Consider the following 14,327-nt stretch of genomic DNA (forward strand, 5'->3'; position numbering starts at 1 on the left):
CCAAAATAGCGACTTTCATCAGGATTGTATCCTTGTCTCTTGGTCAACAATGCTGCATCTGTATGACAGTTAATGCCGAGGGTTTATCCATTACGTCAGCAATTCGATATATCCTTCAGTACCGTGTAGACGAATTCGCTGCCCATCTTTTATCAATTTGGTCGCATTCTCCACTCCAACAACGGCAGGCAAGCCATATTCACGTGCGATAACAGCCCCATGAGTCATCAGTCCACCAACCTCCGTAACCAAGCCTTTTATGGATAAAAACAATGGAGTCCAGCTGGGATCGGTAAAAGTGGTCACAAGTATATCTCCATCTTCCAGATCCGCGTCCTCCATATTCAGAATGACACGCGCCCGCCCTTCGATCACGCCTGAAGATACAGCCAGACCAACAACAGCTTCAGCAGGGACGTTCCCGCGTCTGTACTTGCCTGTAATAATTTCGCCATCAGACGTGATCACGCGTGGCGGAGTTAGTTTTTCATACAATTTGTAATCATTTTTCCGTCTGTCAATGACCTGGTAATCCAATTTCATCGTGCGTACGGCTTCCTGCAGTTCTTCAAAAGTAAGATAGTATATATCCTCCTTATCACGAAGAACATCGGCTTGGACGAGTTGGTCCGCTTCCTTTAGCAAAGCCTGCTTATAAACAAAGTAACGACTAACAATGTCGTATTTCGGATATTCACGATAACCGATGAAATTACGGATCAGGTCGATCATTTGTTTTGTTTCTCTAGCTTTCTGTTTGCCGTCAGGTAATAGCTTCAAACGAGCTAATATGTCCTGTTCTTTTGACAAAGCTTCCTGTCGTCCTTGTTCAAACTTCCGTTTACTGGCTCCAGGCTCAAGGTTCTTGATATTACTGAGGATCATAGGTATCAGAATACTCGGTTTTTCACTCCATCGAGTCCTTGTAATATCGATCTCCCCGGCACATCGCATTCCATATTTATCGAGAAAAGCAGAAATAGCTTCATATGCTTGCTGGCCGCCTTCGAATTGAACCAGTTTATCCATAAAATGATCATCTCTTACTTGTTGTAAGTACTCAATGATTACCGGATAGGGACGAATCACATCGGCAACATCCAGCAGCTGCATACCCATCTCTGAAGTAATGTTATGAGGTACAGACAAGGACAGTGTGTCTGCTGCGTTTTTCTCACCTAACCAGTCATCCATCTTTTCATTGATCCATGCGGATGCGTGAAAAGCGGCCATGATCACACTCAAATTTTTCGAGTCAGAAGAACGCTTCTTCCGCTGCTGCATATCTTCCAGAATGCAATCAAATACGTCCAATCCTGCTTTCGTTTGCATCGTATGTTTCAACGCAGATACCGATGTCGCGCTGCTCCGTATCAAAGCAGCAACAATGGCTGGATCGCTTCCTGCCTCTTCTAATATATCCGCAGGAGACATGCCCTGATGGCTTTTTATAGGTCCCTGTTCGCTTTTGTCAGTCGGGTCCAATGGAATAAAATCTCCCCGCTCTATAATGGTCATTAGTGCATCTTTTATGAGCGGGTCGGAGTGTCCCAAGACACCCAGCAAATTCTGCCTGCCCGCCGAGGTAGACAGACCCTTTGTAATATCGACAAATAGCCTTCCACCCCCCATTTTAAACATGGAGGGGTTGCCCGTTAACTTCCAGATGGACATTCCCAATGGTTTGATTGGATCTGTCATCATTTGCTGATGACCAACAGATACATACACGTGATTTTCCTCATCTTGTGCTTCAGGAATCGGAAACAAAGTGGTGATGGGCCGGCTCTGAACCATGTAAAATGTATCATCGTCCATACACCATTCGATGTCTTGGGGGCATCCGAAATGTTCTTCGAGCTGTCTACCCAAACGTGCGAGTTGTAAAATCTGTTGATCCGTAAGTGTTTGCATCTTTTGCTGCTCAAGCTGGAGCTGCTTGGTCTCTGTTCCGCCTTCCTTCCGCCCATAAATCGCTACTTTTTTGGTTTCAATTCGCTTGCTGACGATTTCCCCATCCTTAACTTGGTAACCATCAGCAGACACTAGGCCGGAAACAAGCGCCTCGCCGAGTCCGAAACTGGCATCGATCGAGATCAGTTTCCGATTGCAAGTGATCGGATCCGCAGTAAATAATACCCCTGATGCCTGCGGGAACACCATTTTTTGAACCACAACAGATAAATATACCTGCCTGTGGTCAAACCCATTCTGCATCCGGTAAATTACCGCGCGTTCTGTAAATAGAGAAGCCCAGCATTTACGGATATGCTCCAAGATGGCTTCAGTGCCGATAATATTTAAATACGTGTCCTGTTGACCAGCAAAAGAAGCATGGGGTAAGTCTTCAGCAGTTGCACTTGAGCGCACCGCATAGGCATGATCCTCACCAAAGCGAGAGAGAGATTGGACGACTGCTTTCACAACATCGGAAGGAATGGCTGCTTCCAAGATGACCTGTTGGATCTCCTTACGGATTTGATTAACACGTTCTCGATCTTCTACCTTAAGCTCAGACAGCTGATCCAACAAAGCATGAACCATTTTATTCTGTTTGATCGCTGTTTGGTATCCGACCGTTGTGACACAAAACCCTTCAGGCACATGAATCCCTTCCAATTTGGATAGTAACCCTAAGTGCAGCCCTTTTCCACCAACCAGCCAAAGCTGAGTGTGATCTATTTCTTGAAAATCGAGAACCAGTGAATTCATTCAACCTCTCCTCTGTCCGTTAAAATGAGAAAACAAATATAATCGTATAAGTCTTATCTCCCCTCGAATACCTCCTTTCCCCACCTTTCAAAAAATTAGCATTGACAAATCAAATTATAAGATGTACTATAAATATAGGAATAATAATACGTACATACTTTTTTTGATTGGTATCAATGACGTTTATCGATTATATCATAGCGTTTTTTTGTGTTCAATTATTTTTTTGCTAAAAAGAGATGACCTTTGTTTTTATGGGATCCTCTCTTTTTTTCACTTACAGTCTGAATAAATTAGCAAACTTTCTTATGTATAAAGAATAGACGCCAGGAAAAATATAAATGGATCTATTAAACAAGTGATCAGAACAGAACTAGGAGATCTCACCATCTCCTGATCGACCCTAACTCCAAACTCCTTAAAAAAAGGAACTGCCATATTAGCAGTTCCTTTTTTTTATATTACAGGCGAAACTCCGCAAGCATACCACTTTCGTTTAAGCCGCTGTTTAATTTTGAAGGTTTACAAGTTCTTTTCTCTGCACCAGTTGCGGATTATTCAGTAATCGTTACACCAAGAAAGCTTTGGAGATGATGACTAACAGAATAAAAAGTACCAGAATAGCACCAATGGACGTAAAACCACCATATCCCCCACCAATTCCTCCTACATTACCATTGCTGTATCCAACTGAACTCATATTTCTTCCCCCTCTTCTGTGGTATGTGTTAGATTATTCAGAAATGCATCATTTGACAAGGCGATGTACAAAAAGGGCTTATAGCAACGCTCCCTTTGCCTGTTTTCTGTTCGTTCAAACAGCCGATCACGATGTCGGCTGCCTTATTCTTTTATTCAGTTATGTTTACCCCATTATCTACAGACACGCTACTTCGATACAGGATATCACTATGCGAGCATCCGCTTAGGTTGCACCCATTGTTCGTTTGTTTCGTGGCAATAGATGCTAGGACTAAGGATTCGGAGGTGTTGGAACGGCTGGTTCTCCTTCGCGGCCAAGCCGCCGGCTTGCCGTTTCTTTACGCCCCGTTGCCGAAACGTGGGCTCCCGCTTTTGCCAATCCAAAGGTCGGCATATTGTTGTAAACACATTCATATTGCCCTTCAGGAACCAGATAGGTCTCGTGAAAAATCCCTACATCTCCCCCAGTTCCAACTTTGCGGTTGAAATCCCTCCATGCCTTCAGGTGGTTAGCTCCGTGGCGGGCATAATGCTCCAGGTGTTCAAAGCTCCTCCAATATTGGATGAGTGTAAGTCCACGGCCTGAAAAGTGATAGGAACCATCCATGAATCCGAGCTCCTCTTTGTTCCGATACAGCTCCTGAAGCATCGGGGACATGGAATTCATAACAGGCAGCCATTTATGTATCGCCCACCATTTGTTAATCCGAAAACCAATCACGAAAACAACGAAGGAACCTTCCATCTGTGCGGTATATCGACCCGCAATCACTTTAGCCATATTTACTCACTCCTTCTCCTATATTTCAAGCAGACCCAGATGCGTATCATAAAAGCGGCCAATATCCGCTGAATTGTACAGTTGAGCCGTCAGAAACGCACCATAGAAAATGGTGAAACAGATCTGTACCGATTGCTCCAAGGTGAGAGATTTGTTGAGCTTACCCACTTGTTGTTCTTCCTTCATGAACTGTTGAAATAAAACAAACATATTAGGCGATTCACTCCCCGCTTCCTCGTGACCTGGAAAAAGCAGCGATACTTCCGCTTGACTCAGTTCAGGCATACAAGGCTGCATGTTCTGTTCTGCAAGAAAGGAAATCAAACTCGGCATCATCCCCGGCCTTAATTGATGCTCCTTAGCAACCTTGGACAGCAAATGGCGGAATGCCTGGAATCCTTTTTTCTCTTCCTGTTCGATCTCGATCATTCGTTCAGTAAGCCAAACCCGCATAAAATAAATCAGCAAATCCTCTTTGCGTTGATAAAACTTAAAAAAAGTGACCTTGGATATTTCAGCAGTCTTGCAGATGTCCTCAATCATGACCTGACTGAACATTCGATCCTTCATTAAGGATAATCCCGCTTCATACAGCGCGATTTTGTTCTTGGCTTTTTTTAATTCCCTTAGTGAGATATCCTGATTCATATTAAATGCATCTCCTCGAAGTTAACTACAGTTAATAAATTAACACGAGTTAACTTATTTAGTCAATACGGCTAAACAGACAGACTAAAAACCCCTAACATTTGCTACACAGATGCAGGGGTGCAGCCCTAGTGAAATAATTTTTTATTCCCATTGGGACGCATATTAAATTGTTGTACCGATAAAAAAAAAGCCGATTATCACGGCTTCTATAGTTCTTGTTCCATCTTCCCTTTTACGATCTCGATAGATTTCACATTTAAATGTGCAGTGCAATTATACACCGAACAGTCCCATCGAGGTTGTGCTGTTTGCAGTATGGTGATAGATGTGTTCATTAAACTTTCTGTCATGTCGATATGCGGGATCAGTTTCTTTAAAGTCATTCCAAGGAATGCACCGTGACTCACGATTAATATATTCTCGTCTGGGTGTCTGTCTGATATGTCGGCAAGGCACTCCCTGCCTCTTTTAACAATCTCATCCTCTGATTCGATGCCGAGATCCAGTCTAAACCATCCATACCCCCATCGATTGACACGCTCTTGTTCTGTCGTCCCTTCTATAAGCCCACAGTTCATTTCTCTCAAGCGTGGGTCGGTTCTCACTTCAATATTGTTGATTTTGCCGATGATTTCCGCTGTTTCAAGTGCTCTGGACAAATCACTAGAATAAATATAATTCCACTGCTCTGTGCCAATTCTTCGGGACAAGAGTTCAGCTTGTTGTCGCCCCTTTTCATTGAGCGGGATATCTGAATGGCCTTGTGTCCGATATTCGTCGTTCCAATCCGTTACTCCGTGTCGGATCAATCCTAACGTAGTCATTTGGTATCCTTCTTTCCCTTGGAATTATGTAATCGGTCAAGAGAAAACCTTCTGTTTATTCAACGAATGTTTCCCCTAGACCAATGATGCTTAGCCCCGTTTCCTTTTCTTCCTTGCTCTCATGATGAAGACGGCACTCACCACAAGGATTATTGCAAGGACGATATACAAATCAAAATCCTGCTCCACCATAAACCACATCTTGGATTCCAGATTGACTTGTTGTTTTGGCTCGAATCCCTCACCGAATTGTTTAGTTGCTTGATTAAGGTTATTCATTTCAATGGTCGTGCTGCACGGACTACTGCTTAATTCGCCATCCATTTCACTAATAAATATGAAGTATTTACTGCCTTCCTTGAAGTTAAAGCCCCAAGTGTAGTCGGTTGCGACAATGACCTCAGAATCAACTTCCGTTTTCCAGCTTCGCTCAACTTCCACTAGTATATATCTAACTTTCTCTTTTGTGCCCGTTATCCCTTCTTGCTTCAGATCAACTTTAATTTTCTTTATTTCACCGTAAACAGCACCCGTATATCCGTCTAGTTCTTCTTGAAGGCTTCCCTTCTTCTCAGCACAGGATAGAGCTTTGACTTCTTGACCATTCGCAAAAAAGAATAGGGTAGTGAAAAGAAAAATGATCGTGAGTAAACGATGTTTCAGTTTCTCCACCTACTTCTCATCATATTATGACGTCCATCTTACATCTTATTGACTTTCTCAGCAGACGAAATGTTGCACTCATCTCCCAGCTAGTTGAAACAAGAGCAGCCGATCACATTGGTCAGCTGCTCTCGTATCTATGTTGCTGTATCGTAATTGATTAAATAAAAACTAATTACTGAGCGCAAGTTTCATCCCATCATGACTAGCTACAAATCCAAGTCGTTCATAGAACCTGTGAGCATCTTTTCGCTTTTTATCCGTTGTCAGTTGAATCAGCTCACACCCCATGGATTTGGCTTCATGAATAGCGTATTGAAATAAAGACTCTCCAACGCCTTGACCACGATAGTTCCGGTCAATACGAACACCCTCAATTTGACCACGTGTTGTACCCAATCTTGCAATCCCCGGAATAATTGTAAGCTGAAGACAACCAATGACTTCGTTGTTATCCAGGGCAATGATTATGGAATTACCGATTTGCTGTTCAATTTTTGCAAAAGCTTCAACATATTCTTTTGGTAGTGGATCTACGAAACGCTCTCGGGTAGCACCCATTTCATCATCAGCTAATAAACGAACAATGGCAGGAAGATGGGTTAACGTTGCAGTTCTAAATTCCATGTAGACCTCCAATACTGAATTCAAGTTATTTTATTTACATATAGAATACCAACAATCTCGCTCCAAACACCATCGAGAGAAAACATTAGTTTCTTAAAACAAAAAAAGCCGCTAATGGCGACTTTAAATGGAGCATTTTTTTGTCTACGACAATCCACGTCTCTGCTTAATTTACTGCCGTCTGATGCGAGGTCTCTATATAAGAGACGATTCCAGCTGTATCTGTAACCATGCCAAAATACGTATCCACTGTTTTCAGCGTCATATCATGTTCTGCTTGTGAAAAAGCTGCGCAGGCATCTTGTATAAGGACAATGTGATAATCAAGCATAAAACCTTCCCTCGCTGTAGACTCAACACACAAATTCGTGCTAACTCCTGTCATAATAAGGGTTTCTATTTTGAGCGTTTGCAGAACGCTCTCCAATCTGGTGTGGACAAACCCGCTGTAACGATGCTTTTTGACAATGATATCATTCGCCTGTGGTGTCACTTCGTAAAAATTTGCTCCCCAGCTTCCTGTACGACAAATAGGGTTTACCCCATCCGGAAAACGTGAAAGCCATACTTCGGAATCAGTAGCATCTTCATGGTTCGTTTGCAAAAAAATGATGGGAATTGAGCTTCCTCTTGAAGCTTCCAATAAAGAATGCAAATGAGGCATCATTTGTTTTACTGAGCTCACATCAATTCCGCTTTTGGAGATCGCCCCATCTGGATGACAGTAATCGTTTTGAACATCCACGACAATTAGAGCTGTATTTTTTCCCTCAAGATGAATTTTCATTTTATCCATTCATACACCCCCGGAACTTAGTATTTAGTAGGGTGCAGCCTTTTTATACAAAAAAAATGAAGTTACAGACCTAATCATTGACAGATGCTTTTATTTCTGGTTAGATGAAACAACTAAAAAAAGAACTATGTTATCAAGGAGTCACATCTATGAGAATGATCTATTCTTTCGCCGGAAGCGTTGCCGTTGCTTTTTCAATTATTTTGGCTTCATTCAACGTACTAGGGCTAGCAGTCTTCTTTGACGCAACTGGCTCATGGCAAGATGATCCACTGTCCGAACTTGCTTATGTTATTTACGGATTAATCGCTTTTCCAATCATCTCACTCGCTCTTTTTCTAATGTTTATCTGGATCTATCCCGAATTGAATATTCGAGGTATCGCAATCGCAGGAGGAATCGGCATTTGGTTGTTTTTCGGCATCTATATATTTTCTATAGATATGGCTAAATACGTCATGTGGCTTCCTTTGGCATTCATCGTTCTAGGGTACTTCTCGATTAAGCGTAAGTATGATGATATTAAATTAAGAAATCTACTGTTCGGAATGATTGTGGGATGGGGCGTTAGTTATCTAATGGTACTCGGAAAACGATTGTTTCAAAATTCGCTAACCTCATATTTTAACTTCGATCTAGCTGAGCAAATGTTTGTCATTATTGTTATCGCATCCTTTGGGATAACAGGGTGGTTATTCGGAAAATATAGCAAACGTTCCTTATCATAGATGTATTGAATAATATCTTTCTTTGCACTAAGTAAACAGTGTATGTGCTATCTAATATGTTGTTACCGAGCGTCTCAATAGGGGGAACATATGAATGGATGTTTCATTATGTAAAGCTAATTTAAATGATGCAGTGACTATTCACAACATGAAAGTTAAAGCGTTTATGCCCTTGTTGGAAAGATATCAGGATTTTGAAACAAGCCCCGCCAATGAAACCATAGAAAGAGTTCTTACTCAAATCAATCAGTCTTTTACTGATTATTTCATCATCTATCATTTTGATGTTGCCGTGGGAGGGATAAGAGTCGTCAAAAAAGATGATCAGATCTATAGTGTTAGCCCCATTTTTATACTGCCAGAACATCAAGGAAAAGGCATTGCTCAAAAAGTCTTTACAGTCGTAGAGAAGAAATATGATGATGCAAAGTCATGGAGACTGGGTACCATCTTGCAAGAGAGAGGCAACTGTTACTTGTATGAAAAGATAGGCTATAAAAAGACGGGTGTAACCAAAGTAATTAACGACAAAATGACAATGGTATTTTATGAGAAACACCTATAGAGGAATGGCCCTTGGATTAAGTTAACCGCCCATTGAAGAGCGGTTAACTTTCGTATGAGCTCCCAAGCCCAGCTACTTCATAAATAAGGCACTAAAAATAAGAACATCCTGCAAGAAATGAATCGTCAACGCCCAGAAAAATCCTTTCGTTTCTAACATCGATTTGGCTAAAAACCATCCGATAAACGCTGCCATGATTACACCCGCTATCCCGCCTGGATGTCCAAAATAATGAACGGCGCCAAAGATTGCAGCCGCCAGTCCTTGAGCTACATACGGGGACAAACCATATTTGCCTACAACAGCAACAAATGAAAACCGAAAGATGATTTCTTCAGAAAAAGCATTCATTAGTGCAAACATTAGGATGAGGATAACACCGGGATACAGCTCCAGTCTGACGGCTTCCCCGTGCACCACTTGGAAGTAGATAACGACAGCCGTTACCAACGTAATGATGACCGCAAAGTTTAGACCCAAGTGTTTCCATGTCTCTGTTTCCTTCGGCTTAATGCCGATCCACGGTTCGGGCCGAATTTTTCCATCTCGATTTCTCAGATTTAAATACCGAAGTCCCCCCTTGCCTGCCAACCCGTATACAATGCCAATCACAATAACAGCTAATAACAACACCGTAATCTGATAACTAATCTCCAGGTTGTATACATCGCTGTCGAAGACCTTTAATGGGAGAAGCGGAATGCTTCTAAACCATAACAGGAGAGGTGCGCAGGCAACCACCACGATCGTGATCAATAGGATGGGAATGCGGGTGGATCGTTTTTTATTCATTATATTCTCCCCTGTTTGGATGACTTAACGTTTCCAGCGCGTGCTGACACCATTCCATGGTCATCCGAAGATATCTCTCCCCATAGTCCAGGGTTAACAACCAGAGCTGGGCCTGCCTGCTTTCCCCTTTAGGAACACTCGCTTTAATTCCTGCCAACATCGTGATGAGCTGTTCATTAGCTCTTAATTCCTCTTCAAGAAAAGTGATGAGCTGCGGGATATGACGCTCATCAGAGACAAAAAGCTTCATCAGCAGTTCATTTCTCATAACGGGTTCTTCAGGTGGCAGAGCCAGCCAGGAATCAAGTTGGTCACATCCTTGCTCTGTAATGCCATAGACAATTTTACGTCTCCCCGTCTCTGCTTCTTCCACCACCGAAACTGAGCCTTCTAACTGCAATTGTTTGATACTCTTATGAATATGTCCGTACGATTCGTTCCAAAAAAGGCCGATGCTCTCCTTCGAAAATTTAACCAGCTCATAGGCGCTCATGGGCTTCAAGCGAAGCAAGCCGAGAATTGCAAAGTGGGTAGTATTGATTCTTCTCATATGCCCTCCCCGTTCACAATGTATCTTTAAGATATATATAATTAGCATATTACTCCATTAGGATAAAGATTACAATTCATTTCTAGCTATCTTTAATTCTGTTCTCCAATACAAAAAAGGAGTGATTACCGAAGGTAACCCCCCTATCTATCTATAAAAATGCAATATGCCTCGAATCATTTTTGAGTGCTGCTTACACCTTTTAATTCCATCCCTCTTGTAAAGAACACAATTCCAATAGCAGCAAACGTTACGTAATTACTGATCTTGGCTATAACTTCTTCATCATCCTCATAATTAATCCAGAACAGTAAAACGAACGGTGATATTATCATTAAACCTTTCATAGCTAACATAAATACATAATGAACTCTTTGCTTACGCAAATCCCCTTGTTTTGAGTTAATTCTAAAGCTAACCTTAGAAGAGTCATAGATCGTTATTAATAGTGCGATGATGCTTGAGTATGCCGTTATTTTCAAACCAATCTCAATCCATGGAACAAATGCTGCAACGGCGATACCCAGATAAATCCCAGCAGCTACGTAAAAAAGGTTAATCTTAATCTTTCTGTGCAAAATCTCTCGCCCCTATCCTATCACCTGTATATTCTACCATCATTATACAACAATAAGTGTTTGTTTACCTTTGTTTTATGAAACACCGTAGATGGGACATAGGGCATATTCATCTTCTTTTACTTTGTGAAGAATCCCTTTCTATGCAATCGCCACTTTTGGTTTTACCAATTCTATTTGCCCAGTGTTGAGCACAATGGACGAGTTCGTTTACACAGATTTCCATCGCTCAAAGACTTCATTTTGCCCCCTCTTTTTTCGATATATTAGGTACAGATTTAATTTAAATTTTAACTATCTGGTTCTGAGTTAGATCTGTAGATTGACATACTTAGGGGGAACTGAAGTGAAAACAAAGATAGGATCCATGTTAAAAATGAGAACGTTAAGGGCCAAGTTAGTCTCTTTGTGCTTGGTTATACTTATCGTGCCCACAATCGTTATAGGGTTCAGTTCTTATACCGTTTCAAAAAATGAAATGAATGAATCCGGCAAGGCCGCACTTGAAAATAGTGTACGAATGGTCATTGGTATGATTAATCTCCTCAACGAGCAGGTAGAGAACGGAAGTTTAACATTGGAGCAAGCGCAGGAAAAGCTCCGCGTAGAGCTGCTCGGTGAAAAGAATGCAGATAATAAGCGGCCTGTAAAAAGTGAATATACTGTAGGGGAAACAGGATATCCATGGGCTGTTGGCAAAGATGCGCATTCCGTAATGAATCCATCAAATGAAGGTCAGGATTTGACAGATGTCGTTACAGAAGATGGCGTATATTTGGGAAAAGAAATCGTTAATGTTGGAACAGCCGGAGGCGGATTTATCACCTACAAGTGGGCTCTACCTGATACAGGTGAGGTAGAAACGAAAGTTTCATATGTTGAAATGGACCCGCATTGGGGATGGATCATCGGTTCGGGTGCCTACTTAAGTGAGTTTAACAGTGGTGCCACACAAGTGCTGTATCTTGTTCTTATCGTTACGGCTGTGGCGGTTGTTCTAGGATCCTTTATCGTTAGCATCATCTCAGGACGCCTCACGAAGCCCATCCTTATGGTCGCTAAGCGATTGAAATCCGTTGCGGACGGAGACCTAACTGTTGAAGAAGTCAAGATGAAGTCCAAAGATGAGATCGGTGAGCTTTCACAGGACTTTAACCATATGATTAAAAACATGAGAACACTTATTAGTCAAGTCGATCTCTCTACCAAACAGGTAGCCTCATCTTCCAAAGAGTTGACTCTTGGAGCGGAGCACACCAGTCAGGCAACTGAGAATATCACCATTTCGATCCAAGAATCTGCAGCAGGTGCACAAGAGCAGCAAATGATGCTTCAACGGACAACCAACTCACTCGAGGAAATATCGATCGGGATTCAGCGAATAGCGGAAAGCTCATCAACCATTGCCGATTCTTCTGTTGATGCGATGGAGCTCGCGAACATAGGTGGTACGGCGGTAGAGCATACGGCGAAGCAAATGAATCTGATCAACAAGTCGGTTAATGAAACGGATGTAGTCATGAGAATGCTAGATGAACGCAGCCAGCAGATCGGTACCATGCTGCATGCCATTACGGATATTGCGAAGCAGACGAATCTTCTTGCTCTGAACGCCTCGATCGAGGCAGCCCGCGCAGGCGAAGAAGGCCGCGGTTTCTCGGTAGTGGCTGCTGAAGTAAGAAAACTTGCTGAACAATCGAACCAGTCATCCGGGCAGATTTCCACGTTGATTCAAGATATGCGTACAGATATTGAACAATCGCTCAAAACGTTGAATCGAGTTAAACAGGATGTCGATTCCGGCATACAGATCGCTAATGAGACGGAACAACAGTTTAACAAAATCGTAGGGTCCACCAACTTTATCGCCCAACAAACGGAGGAACTTGCCAGCGTTACACAGCAGATCACGGCAAGCGTCCAGGAAATCACAGCAGGTCAAGAGCAAGTCTCCAATCTTGCACTTCAAGCTGCAGACAACTCCCAAAACATAGCTGCTTCTTCAGAAGAACAACTGGCTTCCATGGAACAAATTACGAGCCTAGCCACAACCTTGTCCGACATGTCTCAAAAGTTAGAGCGTTTGACGATTCAATTTAAATATTAATTTTGATTCTTCTAGGTCAAAAAAAGCAGCCGACCCCTTCTACTTTGGTCGGCTGCTTTCTCCGTTTTAATACACGACTATTTTGCCCCCAGCAAGCTACACCGATCAAGCTCGCTTATAATTCGAGATCTGCGGCCCGGGCGTTCGCTTCAACCTGCTCCGGACTTTTGCATCCTGGAATGACGCAGCTAACTGCTGGATGCTTCAGACACCAGGCAAGGGCCCACGAGGCCATGTCGACACCTTCAGGGACTTCGTTCTTCTGGATTTCACTTACCAGCTGAAGTTTCTCATCGATCTCTTGACGCTCGCGTCCCTTTCTGACATTGTCATTGAACACTGCGCCCGGCTTGTACTTGCCGCTCAGATAGCCGCTGGCCAGTGGGACTCTTGCGAGCACACCAAGGTCCTGCTCCTGACATGACGGGAATACCCTCTCCTCGGGCTTCTGGTCCAGACGGTTATATACGACCTGTATAGCTTTCGCGTTTAACCCACTCGCCTTGCTCGTCTGATGCAGATTATCGTTGCTGCCAATGGAGATACCAAGATTTCGAATTTTACCGGCTTGTACCTGCTTGTCCAGCATGGTCCACAGCTCGTCGTTATCAAACACCTCATCTGATCCGGAATGGAACTGATACAAATCGATATAATCTGTTCTTAGCGCTTTCAAGGATTCTTCCAGTTGAACACGGATCTGATCCACGCTCCAGGCATTGGTCCAGTGATCATGCCACTGATGACCAAACTTCGATGCGATCACCCAATCCTCACGCCGGTCACGGGACATAAAATCGCCGATAAAGTTTTCCGACATATGGTGAGGTCCGTAACATTCCGCTGTATCAATCAAATTAATACCAAGTTCTTTGGCACGGTAAAGAATATCATCGACTTCTTTCTGGGTATAGTCTTTACCCCAGTCCCCGCCAAACTGCCAGGTGCCCACACCTACGACGGATACATCCAGCTCAGTCTTGCCCAATCTTCTGTACTTCACTCTACTCACCTCGAGGTTTAATATGTTGGTCAAGTGACCGAATGGTACAATAGCGATTCAATTTACGATAACGCTTTCATAATAAAGGATAATTAACAAATTATCAATCTGAAGGCAAAATAAATAAAGCCCCTTAGAAATGCATTGGATAAACGGTACTTATTCCAATAACTTATCTAAGGGGTTCACTTGTTTGAGGTCAGAAATTAGTGAGTGAATTCTCTGTTTACTTCATTGGATACCTGTAG

General features: G+C 42.7%; 15 protein-coding genes. 3 read left to right on the forward strand and 12 right to left on the reverse strand.

From position 1 onward, the window contains the following. Positions 1-90 precede the first annotated feature (90 nt). The 8 genes from ppsA to AC3RCI_RS16210 form a co-directional block, all read right to left on the reverse strand. Positions 91-2,712: a phosphoenolpyruvate synthase gene (gene ppsA / locus AC3RCI_RS16175; protein ID WP_492525468.1), complete on the reverse strand. Its 2,622-nt coding sequence runs from the start codon at positions 2,710-2,712 to the stop codon at positions 91-93. A 568-nt stretch (positions 2,713-3,280) separates the two neighbouring features. Further along, positions 3,281-3,412, reverse strand: a complete 132-nt coding sequence (locus AC3RCI_RS16180) for a sporulation protein YjcZ (RefSeq protein ID WP_154894059.1) — start codon at positions 3,410-3,412, stop codon at positions 3,281-3,283. A gap of 273 nt (positions 3,413-3,685) precedes the next feature. Continuing rightward, positions 3,686-4,195: a DUF4188 domain-containing protein gene (locus tag AC3RCI_RS16185; RefSeq protein WP_492525470.1), complete on the reverse strand. Its 510-nt coding sequence runs from the start codon at positions 4,193-4,195 to the stop codon at positions 3,686-3,688. 18 nt (positions 4,196-4,213) lie between these two features. Then, entirely contained in the window at positions 4,214-4,843 is a 630-nt protein-coding gene (locus tag AC3RCI_RS16190; protein ID WP_492525472.1) for a TetR/AcrR family transcriptional regulator, read from the reverse strand. Positions 4,844-5,052: 209 nt separating this feature from the next. Next, the gene (locus AC3RCI_RS16195) at positions 5,053-5,670 is read right to left on the reverse strand and encodes a histidine phosphatase family protein (protein ID WP_492525474.1); all 618 of its coding nucleotides are present in this window, start codon (positions 5,668-5,670) and stop codon (positions 5,053-5,055) included. A 90-nt stretch (positions 5,671-5,760) separates the two neighbouring features. Then, on the reverse strand, positions 5,761-6,342 hold the full coding sequence (locus tag AC3RCI_RS16200; RefSeq protein ID WP_336781732.1) for a hypothetical protein: 582 nt from the start codon (positions 6,340-6,342) through the stop codon (positions 5,761-5,763). A gap of 162 nt (positions 6,343-6,504) precedes the next feature. After that, the gene (locus tag AC3RCI_RS16205; protein WP_336781733.1) at positions 6,505-6,960 is read right to left on the reverse strand and encodes a GNAT family N-acetyltransferase; all 456 of its coding nucleotides are present in this window, start codon (positions 6,958-6,960) and stop codon (positions 6,505-6,507) included. 166 nt (positions 6,961-7,126) lie between these two features. Further along, a complete protein-coding gene (locus AC3RCI_RS16210) occupies positions 7,127-7,756 on the reverse strand; it encodes a cysteine hydrolase family protein (RefSeq protein ID WP_336781734.1) in 630 nt (209 codons plus the stop codon). A gap of 149 nt (positions 7,757-7,905) precedes the next feature. Here AC3RCI_RS16210 and AC3RCI_RS16215 point away from each other — a divergent pair, with 149 nt between their 5' ends. Together AC3RCI_RS16215 and AC3RCI_RS16220 are read left to right on the forward strand one after the other, a co-directional pair. Continuing rightward, positions 7,906-8,484, forward strand: coding sequence for a hypothetical protein (locus AC3RCI_RS16215; RefSeq protein ID WP_492525476.1), 579 nt, complete (start codon positions 7,906-7,908; stop codon positions 8,482-8,484). Positions 8,485-8,578: 94 nt separating this feature from the next. Further along, positions 8,579-9,049 (forward strand): GNAT family N-acetyltransferase, encoded by a 471-nt coding sequence (locus tag AC3RCI_RS16220; RefSeq protein ID WP_492525478.1) that lies wholly within the window; start codon positions 8,579-8,581, stop codon positions 9,047-9,049. Between the two features lie 72 nt (positions 9,050-9,121). On the opposite strand, the gene AC3RCI_RS16225 is transcribed toward AC3RCI_RS16220, so the two are convergent. From AC3RCI_RS16225 to AC3RCI_RS16235, 3 genes are all read right to left on the reverse strand, one after another. Then, positions 9,122-9,841, reverse strand: a complete 720-nt coding sequence (locus AC3RCI_RS16225) for a CPBP family intramembrane glutamic endopeptidase (protein WP_492525481.1) — start codon at positions 9,839-9,841, stop codon at positions 9,122-9,124. After that, positions 9,834-10,391, reverse strand: coding sequence for a PadR family transcriptional regulator (locus AC3RCI_RS16230; RefSeq protein WP_492525483.1), 558 nt, complete (start codon positions 10,389-10,391; stop codon positions 9,834-9,836). The genes AC3RCI_RS16225 and AC3RCI_RS16230 overlap by 8 nt, the downstream gene beginning before the upstream one ends. A gap of 176 nt (positions 10,392-10,567) precedes the next feature. Next, positions 10,568-10,969: a hypothetical protein gene (locus AC3RCI_RS16235; protein WP_492525485.1), complete on the reverse strand. Its 402-nt coding sequence runs from the start codon at positions 10,967-10,969 to the stop codon at positions 10,568-10,570. Positions 10,970-11,315: 346 nt separating this feature from the next. Between AC3RCI_RS16235 and AC3RCI_RS16240 the strand changes: the two genes are divergently transcribed. Then, positions 11,316-13,076, forward strand: a complete 1,761-nt coding sequence (locus AC3RCI_RS16240; protein WP_492525487.1) for a methyl-accepting chemotaxis protein — start codon at positions 11,316-11,318, stop codon at positions 13,074-13,076. A 115-nt stretch (positions 13,077-13,191) separates the two neighbouring features. Here the strand turns inward: AC3RCI_RS16240 and AC3RCI_RS16245 are convergent, their stop codons facing one another. Beyond that, on the reverse strand, positions 13,192-14,079 hold the full coding sequence (locus AC3RCI_RS16245) for an aldo/keto reductase (protein WP_492525489.1): 888 nt from the start codon (positions 14,077-14,079) through the stop codon (positions 13,192-13,194). Positions 14,080-14,327: the final 248 nt, after the last annotated feature.

The sequence above is a fragment of the Paenibacillus sp. MT124 genome, from assembly GCF_058792755.1.